The sequence below is a fragment of the Achromobacter sp. ACM03 genome, assembly GCF_014851665.1.
GTDB lineage: Bacteria > Pseudomonadota > Gammaproteobacteria > Burkholderiales > Burkholderiaceae_B > Achromobacter > Achromobacter aegrifaciens.
Window position 1 is genome coordinate 1,065,512 of sequence record NZ_JACVAD010000001.1, and the last position, 15,450, is coordinate 1,080,961.

Sequence of the window (15,450 nt, forward strand, 5' to 3'; positions counted from 1 at the left end):
GATGGCCCATGCGCAGTCCCGGCGGCGATATCCGGAAGAATCGCCGCCGGCTTGCCGCAAGTGGAATCAGGCGCTCTTGCCGCCCAGCACCAGCGACTGGCTGGACGCCGCCTTGCGGTCATAGCGCGACAGGCCCAGGCCGTCGGTGCGGATGGCGGGACGCTGGCCCATGACCAGGTCGGCCACCAGCTTGCCCGAGCCGCAGGCCATGGTCCAGCCCAGCGTGCCGTGGCCGGTGTTCAGGTACAGGTTGCCGTAGCGGGTCGCGCCGACCACCGGCGTGCCGTCCGGCGTCATGGGACGCAGGCCGGTCCAGAACTCGGCCTGGGCCACGTGGCCGCTGCCCGGGAACAGGTCGTTGACGACCAGTTCCAGCGTCTTGCGGCGGGCCTCCATCAGGCGCAGGTCGAAGCCCGCGATCTCGGCCATGCCGCCCACGCGGATGCGCTGGTCGAAACGCGTGACGGCGATCTTGTAGGTTTCGTCCAGAATGGTCGAAACCGGCGCGGCCGATTCGTCCGCCATGGGGATGGTCAGCGAGTAGCCCTTGAGCGGATACACCGGCAGGTCCAGGTCCAGCGGCTTGAGGAAGTCGCGCGTGTAGCTGCCGAAGGCGGCGACATAGCGATCGGCGGTCAGGACTTCATTGCCCACGCGCACGCCGGTGATCTGGCCGCCGGCCGTGTTCAGGCCCGACACCGTCTGGCCGTAACGGAATTCCACGCCCAGGCCCTTGGCCATTTCGGCCAGGCGCGTCGTGAACAGTTGGCAGTCGCCGGTTTCGTCGTTGGGCAGGCGCAGGCCGCCGCTCAGCTTGTGCAGCGAGCGCGCCAGGGCGGGCTCGGCCGTCACCAGGCGGTTGCGGTCCAGCAGTTCGTAGGGTACGCCCACTTCTTCCAGCACCGCGATGTCGCGGCGCGCGGCTTCCAGCTGGGCCTCGGTGCGGAACAGCTGCAAGGTGCCGCGGGTGCGTTCTTCGTAGTGGATGCCGGTGGACTGGCGCAGTTCGCGCAGGCAATCGCGGCTGTACTCGGACAGGCGCAGCATGCGCTCCTTGTTCACCGAGTACCGTTCGGCCGAACAGTTGGCCAGCATGGACGCCATCCATTTCAGCTGGAACAGGCTGCCGTCCAGGCGTATGGCCAGCGGAGCGTGTTTCTGGAACAGCCACTTGATGGCCTTCAGCGGAATGCCGGGCGCGGCCCACGGCGTGGAATAGCCCGGCGAAACCTGTCCGGCGTTGGCGTAGCTGGTCTCTTGCGCCGCCGAAGGCTGGCGGTCCAGCACCGTGACTTTGGCGCCTTGGCGGGCCAGATAGTAGGCGGTGGTGGTGCCGATGACGCCGCTGCCGAGGACGATGACGTGCATGATTCTTTCCGGTGATTGGTTTTGTTCAGGAATTTCGGTAGTCTATGGGCCTCTCAGCAGTGAAAAGCACTGAAGATTTTGCTTTGCCAGTGCTTTTTCCCGGCCGCCTCCTGTTTTTCGATCGCCAAAAGTGAAATGCGCGAGCTAGACCGTATCGACCTGAAAATCCTGGATATCCTGCAGCGGGAAGGCCGCATTTCCGTGACCGAACTGGCCGACCGGATCAGCCTGTCCGCCACCCCCTGCTCCGACCGCGTCAAGCGCATGGAGCGCGAAGGCGTCATCACGGGTTACCATGCGCGCGTCAATCCGGCGGCGCTGGGCAAGAACCTGCTCGTCTTCCTGGAGATCAAGCTGTCGGCCAAATCCGGCGACGTGTTCGACAAGGTCAAGAAAGAGCTGCTGTACGTGCCCGAAGTCATGGAATGCCATCTGGTGTCCGGCGACTTCGACTACCTGGTCAAGGCCCGCCTGACCGAAATGAACGAATACCGCCGTCTCCTCGGCGAAATCCTCAAGCGCCTGCCCGCGTCCGCTGAATCGCGCAGCTACGTGGTCATGGAGGAGATCAAGGAGACCCTGTACCTGCCCGTGGACCGCTAGGCGCGCGCCGCTTCCGCTGATCGCATGCCGATTGTTACCTGTCGGGCCCGCGCCGGCTGCTATGCTGGCGGCCCTTCGGCGCGTGCCTTTGCCGCGTAATCCGACCCTGATTTATTTGCCTATGTCTATGACTCGCCTCTATAAATACTTCTTCCGCGGCCTGATCACCGTCCTGCCGCTGGCCCTGACGATCTACCTGCTCTATATCTTCCTGGCGTGGACCGAAGCCGTGGCGCTGACCTTCCTGCGCCCCTTCATCGGCGGGTTCTATGTGCCGGGCATGGGCCTGGCGCTGGGCATCCTCGGCATCCTGGCCATCGGCTACCTGGTGTCCAAGGAACGCGTGCAGCGCGTGCTGGTGCTGCTGGAAATGCCGTTCACCAACCTGCCGGTGGTCAAGAGCATCTATTCGTCGCTGAAGAGCTTCGCGGACTATTTTTCGCCCAGTTCCAAGAACACCGCCCAGCAGGTCGTGATCCTGCGAGTGCCGGGCCAGCAGCTGGAACTGGTCGGCCTGGTCACCCGCCGCAACATGGAAGGCTTGCCCGAAGGGTTCACCCAGGGCGAGCGCGTGGCCGTATACCTGCCGATGGGCTACATGATCGGCGGCTATACCGTGTTCGTGCCGCAGGAATGGGTCCAGCCCATCCAGATGTCGGTCGAGGAAGCCATGCGTTCGTCCCTGATCGCCTGGATGGCTCGCGCCGAAACCAGCAACAACCGTCCCGCCGCGCAGGAGCCCCCCGCCCCTGCCCAGGACGGCGCCAACGGCGGCGGCCAAGCCTGAGCGCCCCGCCCCCACCTCTACCAGACTCTCGCTATGCCCATCATCGAATTCACGCTGGCCGAAGGCAGCCCCTATATTGAAGTGAACCAGCTGCTCAAGGCCACCGGCGTGTGCGACAGCGGCGGCGCGGGCAAGATGCTGGTGGCCGAAGGCCACGTCAGCGTGGGCGGCGTGGTCGAAAGCCGCAAGACGGCCAAGATCCGCGCCGGCCAGATCGTGACCTGCGGCGACGTGCGCATCGTCGTGCGCGGCCCCGACGCCGGCGACGCAGACGCCTGAAGCCCTCCACACCACGCATCACCGCGAGCCGCCATGAAACTCAAGATGTCCCAGAACTCCATTTTTGCGGTGCTGCTGCGCTCGCCCTGGTGGATGAGCGCCGGCGTGGCCGTGCTGCTGTCGGCCGCCGGCTTTGCCGCGCTGCCGCTGGAGTACGCCGCGATGGGCGTGTTCGCCGCGGTGCCGTTCGCGGTCATCGCCATCATGGCGGCCTACAAGCAATTGCGCGCGCCCTCGGGCGCGCGGGTGCAGGCCGTGGCCGAAACCGCCGCCGGCATGTCCTGGGCGGAATTTTCCAAAACCGTCGAAGCGGGCTTTCGCCGCGACGGCTGTGAAGTGCAGCGCCTGCAATTGCCCGGCGCCGATTTCGCGCTGAGCAAGGACGGCCATGTCGCCATGGTCAGCGCCAAGCGCTGGAAGGCCGCCCGCGTCGGCGTCGAACCCTTGCGCGAACTGCAGGCGGCGCGCGAGAAGCGCGGCGCGCGCGAAGCCATCTACATTGCGCTGGGCGAGGTCTCGGACAACGCCCTGCACTACGCCAAGTCGCAAGGCGTGTCGCTGATGACCGCGCCTGAACTGGCCAAGCTGCTGCGGGACCTCAAGCCCTGAGGCGGACACGGCCATGAGCTATCGACTGCTCGCCGACCTGGTGCTCATCGTGCACGGCCTCTTCGTTGCCTTCGTCGTATTCGGCGGCCTGCTGGCGTTATGGAAGCGCTGGATCGCCTACCTGCACCTGCCCGCGCTGGCCTGGGGCGCGCTGGTGATAGGCATGGGCTGGATCTGCCCGTTGACGCCGCTGGAGATTTCGCTGCGCCAGCAGGCCGGCCAGCAAGGCTATGGCGGCGGCTTCATCGAACACTACATACTGGCGCTGATCTACCCCGAAGGCATCACCCGCGGCACGCAGATCGTACTGGCGGCCTTGCTGATCGTGGGCAACATCGTCGTCTACACGCTATGGGCGCGGCGCGGCCGGCGCCTGCCGGCCTAGCCTTTCGTTCACAGGGCCCGGGCGATCACCAGGCGCTGGATGTCGCTGGTGCCTTCATAGATCTGGCAGACCCGCACATCGCGATAGATGCGTTCCACCGGAAAATCCTTCAGATAGCCGTAGCCGCCCAGGGTCTGGATGGCGGCGGAGCAGACCTTCTCGGCCATCTCGGAGGCGAACAGCTTGGCCATGGACGCTTCCGTCAACGCCGGCCTGCCGGCCTCGCGCAAGGCTGCCGCATGCAGCACCATCTGGCGCGCCGCATGGATCTGCGTGGCCATGTCGGCCAGCCGGAACGCGACCGCCTGATGCTCCATGATGGGTTTGCCAAAGGCCTGCCGGTCGCGCGCGTAGTCGCGCGCGCACTCGTAGGCCGCGCGCGCCATGCCCACCGACTGGGACGCGATGCCGATGCGCCCGCCCTCCAGGTTGGACAGGGCGATCTTGTAGCCTTCGCCCTCCGCGCCCAGCCGGTAAGCCGCCGGAATGCGCATGTCCTCGAACGCGATCTGGCAGGTGTCGGACGCATGCTGGCCGAGCTTGTCTTCCACCCGCAACACCTTGTAGCCCGGGGTGTCGGTGGGCACGATGAAGGCCGAGATGCCGCGCTTGCCGGCATCCGGGTCGGTCACGGCGAATACGATCACCACCTGGCCGCTGCGCCCCGACGTGATGAACTGCTTGGCGCCATTCAGGATGTAGTCGTCGCCATCGCGGCGCGCCCGGGTGTGCAGGCTGCTGGCGTCCGACCCCGCCTGCGGCTCGGTCAGCGCGAAGGCGCCGATATGCTCGCCCGTTGCCAGCGGACGCAGGAACTGTTCTTTCTGCGCGTCGGTACCGAACTTCAGGATGGGCATGCAGGCCACCGAATTGTGCACGCTCATGATGGTGGAGCAGGCGCCATTGCCGGCCGCGATTTCCTCCAGCGCGACCGCATACGAGATATAGCCGCTGTCATTGCCGTCCCAGGCTTCGGGCACCAGCATGCCGAAAAAGCCCAGCTGCGCCATTTCGGCGATGGCGTCGGCGGGATAGTGATGGTCGCGGTCCCAGCGTTCCGAGTTGGGCGCCAGGCGCTCCTGCGCGAAGCGGCGCGCCATTTCCTGGACGCTGAGCTGTTCGTCGGTCAAAAGCATGCTTGTCTCTCCTGGATGCGGTGGCGGCCGATGCGCGGCCTGCTCTGTTCTGCGGTTCGGCGCCCGACTTGGGGCGTCCGTCAGATCGCCAGAATACACCGCGCCGGCAGGCGCTGGACGCCGCCGCGCGGCCTATTCCCGCGGCGCGTCCTGCTCGCTGCGCTGACGCGCCGGGCCGCTCGCCCGGCTCAGGTTGTAGGCGGTATTGACCAGCCCGATGTGCGAGAACCCCTGCGGGAAATTGCCCACCAGGCGGCGCCGGCCTACGTCGTATTCCTCGGCCAGCAGGCCCAGGTCGTTGCGCAGCGCCAGCAGCCGCTCGAACAGGCGTTCGGCGTCATCGATGCGCCCCTGCATGACGTAGGCGTCGGCCAGCCAGAAGCTGCAGGCCAGGAACACGCCTTCGTCGCCCGGCAGGCCGTCGCTGGCATGCTGATTGGAATAGCGCAGCAGCAGGCCATCGCGCAGCAGTTCGCGCTCGATGGCGCGCACCGTCCCCGCCACCCGCGGATCGTCCGCGGGCAGGAAACCCACCTGGGGGATGAGCAGCAGGCTGGCATCCAGCTCATCAGATCCATAGCTCTGCACGAAGCTGCCGCGCGCCTGGTTGTAGCCGTGCTTGCAGATGTCCGCCCGGATGCGGTCGGCAAGCCGCTGCCATTCATCGCGCGGCCCGCGCAGGCCGAAGCGATCACAGGATTGCACCGCGCGGTCGAAGGCCACCCAGCACATCAGGCGCGAATGGGTGAAGGCGCGGCGCTCGCCGCGAACTTCCCAGATGCCGTGGTCCAGGTCCTGCCAACGGCGCTTCAATGGCTCCAGCAGCACGTTCTGCAGGCGCCAGGCCTCGGCCAGCGGCGCCAGGTCCGCGGCGCGCGCCGCATACAGGGTTTCGATGAGTTCGCCATAGACGTCCAGCTGGCTCTGGCCGGCGGCGCCGTTGCCCCGGCGCACCGGCAGGCTGCCCTCATAGCCCGGCAGCCAGGGGATTTCCAGTTCGGGCAGCCAGCGTTCGCCCGCGATGCCGTACATGATCTGCAACTGGTCGGGATGCCCGGCCACCGCGCGCAACAGCCATTGGCGCCAGGCCTCGGCCTCCTCGCGGTAGCCGGCATTGAGCAAGGCGTAGAGGGTCAGCGCCGAATCGCGCAGCCAGCAATGCCGGTAGTCCCAGTTGCGGCTGCCGCCCAGGGCCTCCGGCAGCGAGGTGGTAGGCGCGGCAATGATGCCGCCGGTGGGCTGGAAGGTCAGCAGCTTCAAGGTAATCAGCGAGCGCACCACGGCCTCGCGCCCTTCTTCGCTGCCCTCCCAGCGGCAGCGCTTGGCCCATTCCTGCCACCAGGAAATGGTGCGGTCCATGCTTTCCACGCGATCCGGCACGAAGTGCGGCGTGCGGTGCGAACGGTGGTAGGACAGCGTAAACGGCACCACCCGCCCCGGATGCACGGTGAAGCGCGCCGTGGTGGTGAGTTCGTGCCCCGCCAGGTCCACCGGCGTGTGCAGTTCGACCGCGTCGGGGCCCGCGATGGCGCTCAGGCCATAGTCGCGCCGGCGCACCCAGGGAACGGCCTGCCCATAGTTGAAGCGCAGCGCCATCTCCATGTCCATCTGCACGTGTCCGGATTCGCCGCGCACGATGCGCACCACGTCGGCGCGCTCGTCGTCGTCGCTCAAGGGCATGAAGTCGTACAGCAGCGCCGTGCCCGAGCCGGTTTCGTAGCGCGTTTCCAGCACCGCGGTATCCGGCACATAACGGCGCGACACCGTGCAGCGCTGCGCGTGCGGCGCAATGCGCCAGCGCCCGTGCCGTTCATCGCCCAGCAGCGCCGCGAAGCAGGCGGGGGAATCGAAGTGCGGCAGGCACAGCCAGTCGATGGAGCCGTCGCGCGCCACCAGCGCAGCCGACAGCATGTTGCCGATCAAGCCATAGTCTTCCAGGGGCTTGGACATGGCCTAGCCCGCGCCCCGGAATTCGGGATACAGCGTCATGCCGCCGTCGACGAACAAGGTCGTGCCGGTGACGTAATCCGAGGCGTCGCTGGCGAGCCAGACGGCGGCCCGCGCCACGTCTTCGGGTTCGCCGATGCGGCCGTAGGGAATCAGCTGCAACAGCCTGGCCAGGCTTTCCGGCGTATCCCAGGCCGGCTGGTTGATAGCCGTGCGTATGGCGCCCGGCGCAATCGAATTGACGCGTATCCGGGCCGGCGCCAGCTCCTGCGCCAGGGATTTCATCAGCATCGATACGCCGCCCTTGGACGCCGCGTAATTCACCTGGAAGGCCCAGGGTATGACCTCGTGCACGGAACTGATGAAGAGGATGTTGCCCGCCGCCAATCCCTGCCGCGCCGGGTCGACCGGCTGTGACTGGAACTGCTGCGCAGCGGCGCGCGCGCACAGGAACTGCCCCGTCAGGTTCACGTCGATGACGCGCTGCCAGTCGGCCAGCGTCATGTCCGCAATCGGCGCGGGATGCTCTATGCCCGCGTTGTTGACCAGGATGTCCAGGCGCCCGTAATGCTGCAGCGCCTGCGCAAACAGGTGCTCCACCTCGGGCTCCTTGCTGATGTCGGCGGCCGCAGTGACGGCCGAACCGCCCTGCCGCTGGATCGCTTCGGCGACGGCGGCGGCCCGCCCCTGAGAATCGCCGCCCGCGCGATGATTCACCACCACCTGCGCGCCAGCGGCCGCCAGCCCGATCGCGATGGCCCGGCCTATGCCGGAAGATGCGCCTGTCACCACGGCCACCCGGCCGCGCAGTTCGCTCGCGTGATGCATGCCTGCCTCCCTGGCGGCCGCTACGCATCGAGCCCGGCCGCCGCGTGTAGAACGTCCAGCGTAGTCCCGCGAGCGGGTTACATGCAACCCGCGGCACAGCGTGCATAATGGCGGACATGCGCGGCCCGCGCTCCTCACGGAGCGTCGGGCCGCAGGTTCATATGCCCACCCGTATGCCCATGCTTCCTGGAGACGCCGTGCTGGATCCAATACTTGCAGAACTGTCGACCACCCTGCCCGAGGCCAAGTCGGTCGAACAGCTGACGCGACCGCTGCTGGACATGCTGGGCGCGGTGACCGGGCTGGAATCCACCTATCTCACGTCCATCGACCTGAAGGCGGATCTCCAGAGCATCCGCTACGCGCGCAACGCCGGCACACTGCAAATCCCCGAAGGCCTGTCCGTGCCCTGGGACGACACCCTGTGCAAACGCGCGCTGGACGAAGGCCGCATGTGCACCAGCGATGTCTCCAGCTGCTGGCCGGATTCCGACGCGGCCCGGCAACTGGGCATACAAACCTATCTGAGCGCCCCGGTGCGCACCGATGACGGCGTGCTGTTCGGCACCCTGTGCGCCGCCAGCGCCACGCGACACCAGATCGAGCCGCAGGCCGAATCGGTGCTGAAACTGTTCTCCAGCGTGATCGCCCGCTTCCTGGAACGCGAAATGCTGATGGAGCAGCTGCACGCGGCCAACGTCCAGCTCATGTCATATGCGCTGACCGACACCCTGACCGGCCTGCCCAACCGCCGCGCGCTTTACGAGGCGCTGGACCGCTTGCAGGCGCGCGCCATCCGCGAAGGCGGCAGCGTGCTGGTCGGCGTGATCGACCTGGACGGTTTCAAGGGCATCAACGACGTCTACGGCCACCAGCAAGGCGACGTGTTCCTGCAGGAGGTATCGCGCCGGATCTCCGCGGCCCTGCGCGGCTCTGACATGCTGGGCCGCATAGGCGGCGACGAATTCGTGCTGATCGGCCCCGGCCCTGCCTTGGTGGCGGGTGACGGCCCCCATGGCGTGCACGCGCCGCGCGGCGACGCCGAAGAAGCCGCCCGCTCCCTGGAAGAGCGCGCCACCGCCGCCACCGTGGGCCGCTACCAGCTCGGCGAGGCGACCGTCCCGTACGAAGGCGCCAGCGTCGGCGTGGTGGCGCTGGATCCGCGCGGCCTGGACGCTGAAGCGGCGGTACGCCTGGCCGATGCCCGCATGTATGAAGTCAAGCGCGCGCGCAAGGCGGCGCGCGTCATACACTGACGGGCAAAAAAAGGACCCGGCGCGATGCCGGGTCCAGGCCGTGCGCAGCGTTCGGCCGGCTTACCTCACCTTGCCCTGCTTCCACGCATCCAGCAGCTTCTCATAGGCGATCGTCTCGCCCTTGGGCTTTTCGTTGGCCAGCTTCTTCCACGGCGCATGCTGGTCCGACAGCCACTTGCTGGGGTCGCTCTTGGGGTTGAGCTTGGGCGCGCACTGCGCCATGCCGGCGCGCTCCAGACGCGCCATGACCTGATCCATTTCATTGGCCAGGTTGTCCATGGCGGCCTGCGGAGTCTTTTCGCCCGTGACCGCGGTGGCGACGTTCTTCCACCACAGCTGCGCCAGCTTGGGATAGTCAGGCACGTTGTTGCCGGTGGGCGTCCACGCCACGCGCGCCGGGCTGCGGTAGAACTCGATCAGGCCGCCGTAGTTCGCCGCGTTCTTGGTGAAGAACTCGCTGTTGATGTCGCTGTCGCGGATAAAGGTCAGGCCGGTGATGGACTTCTTCAGCGACACCGACTTGGACGTGACGAACTGCGCATACAGCCAGGCCGCGGCCATCTTGTCGGGGTTGGTGGACTTGAAGAAGGTCCACGAGCCCACGTCCTGGTAGCCGTTCTGCATGCCGTCCTTCCAGTACGGGCCGTAGGGCGACGGGGCCATGCGCCACTTCGGCGTGCCGTCGTCGTTGACCACCGGCAGGCCCTTCTTGGTCATGTCGGCGGTGAACGCCGTGTACCAGAAGATCTGCTGGGCGATCTGGCCCTGGGCCGGCACCGGGCCGGATTCCGAGAAGGTCATGCCCATGGCCTGCTGGGGCGCGTACTTCTTCATCCAGTCCACGTACTTGGTCAGGGCATAGACCGCAGCCGGACTGTTGGTGGCGCCGCCGCGCGCGACCGACGCGCCGACCGGGGTGCACTTGTCGTCCGCCACGCGGATGCCCCACTCGTCCACCGGCATGCCGTTGGGCAGGCCCTTGTCCGCGGCACCGGCCATGGAGAGCCAAGCGTCGGTGAAGCGCCAGCCCAGCGACGGGTCCTTCTTGCCGTAGTCCATGTGGCCATAGACCTTCTTGCCGTCCAGCTCCTTGACGTCGTTGGAGAAGAAGTCGGCGATGTCCTCATAGGCGGACCAGTTGGTGGGCACCCCCAGCTCGTAGCCATACTTGGCCTTGAACTTGTCCTTCAGGTCCTGGCGCGCGAACCAGTCGGCCCGGAACCAGTAGACGTTGGCGAACTGCTGGTCGGGCAGCTGATAGAGCTTGCCGTCCGGAGCGGTGGTGAACTTGGTGCCGATGAAGTCCTTCAGGTCCAGGTTGGGGTTGGTCCATTCCTTGCCCGCGCCCGCCATGTAGTCGGACAGCGGCAGGATGGCGCCGTAGCGGTAGTGCGTGCCGATCAGGTCGGAATCGGAGATCCAGCCGTCGTAGATGGACTTGCCCGACTGCATCGAGGTCTGCAGCTTCTCGACCACGTCGCCTTCCTGGATCAGGTCGTGGTTGACCTTGATGCCGGTGATCTCGGAAAAAGCCTTGGCCAGCGTCTTGGACTCGTATTCGTGCGTGGTGATGGTTTCGGACACCACGCTGATTTCATTCACTCCCTTAGCCTTGAGCTTGGCGGCGGCCTCGATGAACCACTTCATCTCGGCCATTTGCTGGTCCTTGGACAGCGATGAAGGCTGGAACTCCGAATCGACCCACTTCTTCGCTTCCGGTTCGCCAGCCCAGGCCGCCGACGTCCCGATCAGTGCGATGGCGGCTGCCATGGCGTGCATGCGCAATTTCATGACCTGTCTCCTCGATAAGTCTTCCCCATCGTTTGCTGCGGACCGCTGGCCGGGGAAGACGCTGGCCGATAGTCCTTACCAACCGCTTGAATACGCGAGGGGTCTGGCGCCCCTCTTCAACCTTTCCTCATGACGAAAGCCAGCAGCAGCATGGACGCGATGAAGCTGATCCACACCGATGGCGGCTCGTCCAGCGAAAACCATTCCGCTGCCTTCTGGCCGAACCCCAGGAACGCCAGGTTGAGCCAGGCCGCAGCCATCAGGCCGATGAAGAGGCGGTCGCCGCGCGTGGTGCGCAGGGGCAGGAAGCCCTTGCGCTCGGCCGTGGGCGATTTCAGTTCCCATACCGTCATGCCTACCAGCATCAGCACGATGCAGGAAAAGAACACGGCGACGGGAGTGGTCCATACCATCCAGCTGAACATGAGCGCGCCCTCCTTGCCTCTACACCCGGCCCATCGCGAAGCCCTTCGCGATGTAATGCCGCACGAACCAGATGACGATGCCGCCCGGCACGATGGTCAGCACCCCCGCCGCAGCAAGCACGCCCCAGTCCATGCCGGAGGCCGATACGGTACGGGTCATGGTGGCGACGATGGGCTTGGCGTTGACCGAGGTCAGCGTGCGCGCCAGCAGCAGCTCCACCCAGCTGAACATGAAGCAGAAGAACGCCGCCACGCCCACGCCCGATTTGATCAACGGCAGGAAGATCGTCAGAAAAAAGCGCGGGAAGGAATAACCGTCGACGTAGGCGGTCTCGTCGATCTCGCGCGGCACGCCGGACATGAAGCCCTCCAGGATCCAGACCGCCAGCGGCACGTTGAACACCAGGTGCGCAAGCGCCACGGCCAGGTGCGTGTCCATCAGGCCGAAGGAGCTATAGAGCTGGAAGAACGGCAGCAGGAACACCGCGGGCGGCGTCATGCGATTGGTCAGCAGCCAGAAGAACACATGCTTGTCGCCAATGAAGCGGTAGCGCGAAAAGGCGTAGGCGGCCGGCAGCGCCACGGCCAGCGAGATCACCGTGTTGATGACCACGTAGATCAGCGAGTTGATGTAGCCCGAGTACCAGGCCGGGTCGGTGAAGATGGTGCGGTAGTGCTCGAAGGTGAAGTCGCGCGGCCACAGCGTCAGGGTGCTGACGATTTCGGTATTGGTCTTGAACGACATGTTCAGCATCCAATACAGCGGCAGGATGGCGAAGACCAGGTACAGGGTCAGGAAGACGCCGCGCCAGCGGGAATTTTTCTCACGCATTTGAGCGCTCCTCGTCAAAGCCGCCGGTGGTGCCGGCGCGTTGCATCCAGTTGTAGAGGATGAAGCACAAGAGCAGGATGATGAGGAAATAGATGATGGAGAACGCGGCCGCCGGCCCCAGGTCGAACTGGCCCACCGCCTTCTGCGTCAGGTACTGCGACAGGAAGGTCGTGGCGTTGCCCGGCCCGCCGCCCGTCAGCACGAAGGGCTCGGTGTAGATCATGAAGCTGTCCATGAAGCGCAGCAGCACCGCGATCATCAACACGCCGCGCATCTTGGGCAGCTGGATATAGCGGAACACCGCCAGGCGCGAGGCGCCGTCGATGCGGGCGGCCTGGTAGTAGGCGTCGGGGATGGCGCGCAAGCCGGCGTAGCACAGCAGCGCCACCAGCGGCGTCCAATGCCAGACGTCCATGACCAGCACCGTGACCCAGGCGTCGACGTCGTTGCCCGTATAGTTGTAGTCCACCCCCAGCCAGGACAGCGTGGCGCCCAGCAGGCCGATGTCGGTGCGCCCGAACACCTGCCAGATGGTGCCGACCACGTTCCAGGGAATCAGCAGCGACAGCGCGATGATGACCAGCACCGCGGAAGCGCGCCAGCCGCTGGCCGGCATGGACAGTGCCAGCAGGATGCCCAGCGGGATCTCGATGGCCAGCACGGCCAGCGAAAAGCCGATCTGGCGGAACAGCGCGCCATGCAGTTCTTCATCCTGCAGCACGGCGGCGTACCACTCGGTGCCGACGAAGACGCGGCGCTCGGGCGAGATGATGTCCTGCACCGAATAGTTGACGATGGTCATCAGCGGCAGGATGGCCGAGAACGCCACGCACAGCACCACGGGCAGGACCAGGAACCAGGCCCGGTGATCTATGGGTTTCATCGGATCAGCTCCTCGTCGCGGTAAAAGCAGGTGTGCGGATTCAGCGCCGACAACCAGACCGTGCCGCCAGCCGCGGCCGGGACGATGTTGCTGGCCAGCCGGGCGCGCACCGGCGTGCCTTCGAAGTCCGCCACCAGCAGCGTGTAGGTGCCCACGTCCTGCACCCGCTCCACGCGCATGGCCAGGGCGCCGGGCGCGCCCGGCTCGGTAATGCGCAAGTACTCCGGACGCACGCCCAGCTTCACGGGGCCCGCGCCGTCCAGCTTTGCCGCCATCTCCGCCGGCACCCCGGCGACGCGGCTCTTGCCCACCTCCAGGCCGCCGTCGCGCCATTGCGCCGGCAGGAAGTTCATGCCTGGCGAGCCGATGAAATGGCCCACGAAGGTATGTGCCGGCCGCTGGAACAGGTCATCCGCGGTCCCGACCTGCACCGCCCTGCCGCGCGCCATCACCATGACCTCGTCGGCAAAGGTCAGCGCCTCGGTCTGGTCGTGCGTCACGTAGATCAGCGTCAGCTTGAACTCGTGGTGGATTTCCTTGAGCTTGCGGCGCAGCTCCCATTTGAGCTGCGGATCAATCACGGTCAGCGGCTCGTCGAACAGGATGGCCGACACGTCGCTGCGCACCAGTCCGCGCCCCAGCGAGATCTTCTGCTTGGCGTCGGCGGTCAGGCCGCTGGCGCGCCGGTCCAGCACATGCGACATCTCCAGCATCTCGGCGATGCGCCCGACCCGCTCGCCGATGAGCTTGGGCGCCATGCCGCGGTTGCGCAGCGGAAACGCCAGGTTCTCGGCCACGGTCATGGTGTCGTACACCACCGGGAACTGGAACACCTGGGCGATGTTGCGCGCCTGCGGCGTCTTGTCCGTGACGTCCTGGCCGTCGAACAGGATGCGCCCGTGCGACGGCCGCAGCAGGCCCGACACGCAATTGAGCAGCGTGGTCTTGCCGCAGCCGGACGGACCCAGCAAGGCGTAGGCCCCGCCGTCCTTGAAGGTGAACGAAAGCGGCAGCAGTGCGTAGTCCTCGTCGGTCTTGGGGTCCGCCACGTAGGAATGGGACAGGTCCAGCTCGATCTGCGCCATCAGGCCGTCTCCCCAGCGCCCGCCGGCTGCCGCGGCGCCGCCAGCAGCGCGCCGCCCGCGCCGAAGGCGTAGGTCTGCGCCGGGTCGAAATAGAACTGCACACGGTGGTCCAGCGTGTAGCGGTGGACCCCGGGCAGTTGCGCCACCACGTCGCCCGCCGCCGTCTGCGCATGCACGAAGGTGTCGGATCCGGAGATCTCGGCCAGCTTCACCACCCCGGGCAGCGCGATGTGCCCGGGTCGCGGCTCGACATCGAGAGCGCCGGCGCGCAGGCCGGCGGTGATCTCCGCATCGGCGCCTTGCGGCAGCGCCCGCTCCACCGCCAGGTCTCCCTGCAGCACGAAGCCCGACCCCGTACGGCGCGCGGAGAACAGATTCATGGGCGGGTCGCTGAAGGCGCGGGCCACGCGGATGGAATTGGGGCGATGGAAGACCTCGGCCGTGGGGCCGTATTGCAGCAATTCGCCCGCATCCAGCACCGCGGTGTGGCCACCCAGCAACAGGGCCTCGCCCGGCTCGGTCGTGGCATAGACCACCGTGGAGCGCCCTTCGGCGAACAATTCGGAAAGTTCGTCGCGCAGTTCCTCGCGCAGCTTGTAGTCCAGGTTGACCAGGGGCTCGTCCAGCAGGATCAGCGGCGCGTCCTTGGCCAGCGCCCGGGCCAGCGCCACTCGCTGCTGCTGCCCGCCGGACAGCTCCGAGGGGTAGCGCTCCAGCAGGTGGTCGATGTGCAGCCGCGCCGCCATGGCGCGGACTTTTTCGCTGATGTCCGCCGCCCCGCGCAGCTTGAGCGGCGAAGCGATGTTGTCGTAGACCGACATGGACGGGTAATTGATGAACTGCTGGTAGACCATGGCGACGTTGCGCTGGCGCACCGGCACGCCGGTCACGTCGGCGCCGTCGACCAGTACGCGGCCCTCGGTGGGCCGGTCCAGCCCGGCCATGATGCGCATCAGCGAGGTCTTGCCCGCCAGGGTGGCCCCCAGCAATACCGTCATGGCGCCCTCGACGGGGGCCAGGCTCATGGGATACAGGTGCGTCTGCGAGCCGGCCCGCAAACCTACCCTGTCCAAGTTCAGCTGCATCTGGTCTCCTCTACCTACTTATACGTCCCTGTTTTTACGGCGGACTTCGGTATTCGGTACAGCGGTCTCGGCCTGCATTCAAGCGAACAACAGGATGAGCATACTCTTTCAGATAGCTTTCGTTTATTGTGCGTTTTACTCAAGAAGCGAA

Annotated in this window: 16 protein-coding genes; 6 read left to right on the plus strand and 10 right to left on the minus strand. The window is 66.3% G+C overall.

The annotated features are described in order from the left end of the window. Positions 1–66: 66 nt before the first annotated feature. Positions 67–1,368, minus strand: coding sequence for a D-amino acid dehydrogenase (locus IB257_RS04825; RefSeq protein ID WP_192491934.1), 1,302 nt, complete (start codon positions 1,366–1,368; stop codon positions 67–69). Positions 1,369–1,503: 135 nt separating this feature from the next. Between IB257_RS04825 and IB257_RS04830 the strand changes: the two genes are divergently transcribed. The 5 genes from IB257_RS04830 (at position 1,504) to IB257_RS04850 (ending at position 4,031) form a co-directional block, all read left to right on the plus strand. Beyond that, complete coding sequence (locus tag IB257_RS04830; RefSeq protein ID WP_013394098.1) at positions 1,504–1,971, plus strand: winged helix-turn-helix transcriptional regulator; 468 nt, start codon at positions 1,504–1,506, stop codon at positions 1,969–1,971. A gap of 127 nt (positions 1,972–2,098) precedes the next feature. Continuing rightward, positions 2,099–2,758, plus strand: coding sequence for a DUF502 domain-containing protein (locus IB257_RS04835; protein ID WP_119449644.1), 660 nt, complete (start codon positions 2,099–2,101; stop codon positions 2,756–2,758). Between the two features lie 33 nt (positions 2,759–2,791). Then, on the plus strand, positions 2,792–3,037 hold the full coding sequence (locus IB257_RS04840; protein WP_125473305.1) for an RNA-binding S4 domain-containing protein: 246 nt from the start codon (positions 2,792–2,794) through the stop codon (positions 3,035–3,037). Positions 3,038–3,070: 33 nt separating this feature from the next. Next, positions 3,071–3,646, plus strand: coding sequence for a restriction endonuclease (locus IB257_RS04845; protein ID WP_192491935.1), 576 nt, complete (start codon positions 3,071–3,073; stop codon positions 3,644–3,646). Between the two features lie 13 nt (positions 3,647–3,659). Then, positions 3,660–4,031, plus strand: coding sequence for a DUF2784 domain-containing protein (locus tag IB257_RS04850; protein WP_054453896.1), 372 nt, complete (start codon positions 3,660–3,662; stop codon positions 4,029–4,031). An 8-nt stretch (positions 4,032–4,039) separates the two neighbouring features. Here the strand turns inward: IB257_RS04850 and IB257_RS04855 are convergent, their stop codons facing one another. From IB257_RS04855 to IB257_RS04865, 3 genes are all read right to left on the minus strand, one after another. Then, on the minus strand, positions 4,040–5,167 hold the full coding sequence (locus tag IB257_RS04855; RefSeq protein WP_119449641.1) for an acyl-CoA dehydrogenase family protein: 1,128 nt from the start codon (positions 5,165–5,167) through the stop codon (positions 4,040–4,042). 132 nt (positions 5,168–5,299) lie between these two features. After that, entirely contained in the window at positions 5,300–7,117 is a 1,818-nt protein-coding gene (locus IB257_RS04860) for a glycoside hydrolase family 15 protein (RefSeq protein WP_054453891.1), read from the minus strand. A 3-nt stretch (positions 7,118–7,120) separates the two neighbouring features. Next, positions 7,121–7,942: a glucose 1-dehydrogenase gene (locus tag IB257_RS04865; protein WP_125473590.1), complete on the minus strand. Its 822-nt coding sequence runs from the start codon at positions 7,940–7,942 to the stop codon at positions 7,121–7,123. 161 nt (positions 7,943–8,103) lie between these two features. Between IB257_RS04865 and IB257_RS04870 the strand changes: the two genes are divergently transcribed. Further along, entirely contained in the window at positions 8,104–9,198 is a 1,095-nt protein-coding gene (locus tag IB257_RS04870) for a sensor domain-containing diguanylate cyclase (protein ID WP_082400964.1), read from the plus strand. A gap of 60 nt (positions 9,199–9,258) precedes the next feature. Here IB257_RS04870 and IB257_RS04875 read toward each other — a convergent pair whose 3' ends face one another. The 6 genes from IB257_RS04875 to IB257_RS04900 form a co-directional block, all read right to left on the minus strand. Next, positions 9,259–10,989, minus strand: coding sequence for an ABC transporter substrate-binding protein (locus IB257_RS04875; RefSeq protein WP_054453885.1), 1,731 nt, complete (start codon positions 10,987–10,989; stop codon positions 9,259–9,261). Between the two features lie 116 nt (positions 10,990–11,105). After that, the gene (locus IB257_RS04880) at positions 11,106–11,414 is read right to left on the minus strand and encodes a DUF2160 domain-containing protein (protein ID WP_054453883.1); all 309 of its coding nucleotides are present in this window, start codon (positions 11,412–11,414) and stop codon (positions 11,106–11,108) included. A 19-nt stretch (positions 11,415–11,433) separates the two neighbouring features. Beyond that, positions 11,434–12,246, minus strand: a complete 813-nt coding sequence (locus IB257_RS04885; RefSeq protein WP_054453881.1) for a carbohydrate ABC transporter permease — start codon at positions 12,244–12,246, stop codon at positions 11,434–11,436. Further along, positions 12,239–13,129, minus strand: a complete 891-nt coding sequence (locus IB257_RS04890) for a carbohydrate ABC transporter permease (protein ID WP_054453879.1) — start codon at positions 13,127–13,129, stop codon at positions 12,239–12,241. The genes IB257_RS04885 and IB257_RS04890 overlap by 8 nt, the downstream gene beginning before the upstream one ends. Then, a complete protein-coding gene (locus IB257_RS04895) occupies positions 13,126–14,214 on the minus strand; it encodes an ABC transporter ATP-binding protein (RefSeq protein WP_054453877.1) in 1,089 nt (362 codons plus the stop codon). The genes IB257_RS04890 and IB257_RS04895 overlap by 4 nt, the downstream gene beginning before the upstream one ends. Continuing rightward, positions 14,214–15,299 (minus strand): ABC transporter ATP-binding protein, encoded by a 1,086-nt coding sequence (locus IB257_RS04900; RefSeq protein WP_175213469.1) that lies wholly within the window; start codon positions 15,297–15,299, stop codon positions 14,214–14,216. The genes IB257_RS04895 and IB257_RS04900 overlap by 1 nt, the downstream gene beginning before the upstream one ends. Positions 15,300–15,450: the final 151 nt, after the last annotated feature.

Coding starts and splice junctions, on each gene's coding strand:
- IB257_RS04870 (WP_082400964.1), top strand. CDS start 8,104: ATGCCCACCCGTATGCCCATGCTTCCTGGAGACGCCGTGCTGGATCCA.
- IB257_RS04895 (WP_054453877.1), bottom strand. CDS start 14,214: ATGGCGCAGATCGAGCTGGACCTGTCCCATTCCTACGTGGCGGACCCC.
- IB257_RS04900 (WP_175213469.1), bottom strand. CDS start 15,299: ATGCAGCTGAACTTGGACAGGGTAGGTTTGCGGGCCGGCTCGCAGACG.
- IB257_RS04855 (WP_119449641.1), bottom strand. CDS start 5,167: ATGCTTTTGACCGACGAACAGCTCAGCGTCCAGGAAATGGCGCGCCGC.
- IB257_RS04880 (WP_054453883.1), bottom strand. CDS start 11,414: ATGTTCAGCTGGATGGTATGGACCACTCCCGTCGCCGTGTTCTTTTCC.
- IB257_RS04875 (WP_054453885.1), bottom strand. CDS start 10,989: ATGAAATTGCGCATGCACGCCATGGCAGCCGCCATCGCACTGATCGGG.
- IB257_RS04835 (WP_119449644.1), top strand. CDS start 2,099: ATGACTCGCCTCTATAAATACTTCTTCCGCGGCCTGATCACCGTCCTG.
- IB257_RS04840 (WP_125473305.1), top strand. CDS start 2,792: ATGCCCATCATCGAATTCACGCTGGCCGAAGGCAGCCCCTATATTGAA.
- IB257_RS04865 (WP_125473590.1), bottom strand. CDS start 7,942: ATGCATCACGCGAGCGAACTGCGCGGCCGGGTGGCCGTGGTGACAGGC.
- IB257_RS04845 (WP_192491935.1), top strand. CDS start 3,071: ATGAAACTCAAGATGTCCCAGAACTCCATTTTTGCGGTGCTGCTGCGC.
- IB257_RS04890 (WP_054453879.1), bottom strand. CDS start 13,129: ATGAAACCCATAGATCACCGGGCCTGGTTCCTGGTCCTGCCCGTGGTG.
- IB257_RS04850 (WP_054453896.1), top strand. CDS start 3,660: ATGAGCTATCGACTGCTCGCCGACCTGGTGCTCATCGTGCACGGCCTC.
- IB257_RS04860 (WP_054453891.1), bottom strand. CDS start 7,117: ATGTCCAAGCCCCTGGAAGACTATGGCTTGATCGGCAACATGCTGTCG.
- IB257_RS04825 (WP_192491934.1), bottom strand. CDS start 1,368: ATGCACGTCATCGTCCTCGGCAGCGGCGTCATCGGCACCACCACCGCC.
- IB257_RS04830 (WP_013394098.1), top strand. CDS start 1,504: ATGCGCGAGCTAGACCGTATCGACCTGAAAATCCTGGATATCCTGCAG.
- IB257_RS04885 (WP_054453881.1), bottom strand. CDS start 12,246: ATGCGTGAGAAAAATTCCCGCTGGCGCGGCGTCTTCCTGACCCTGTAC.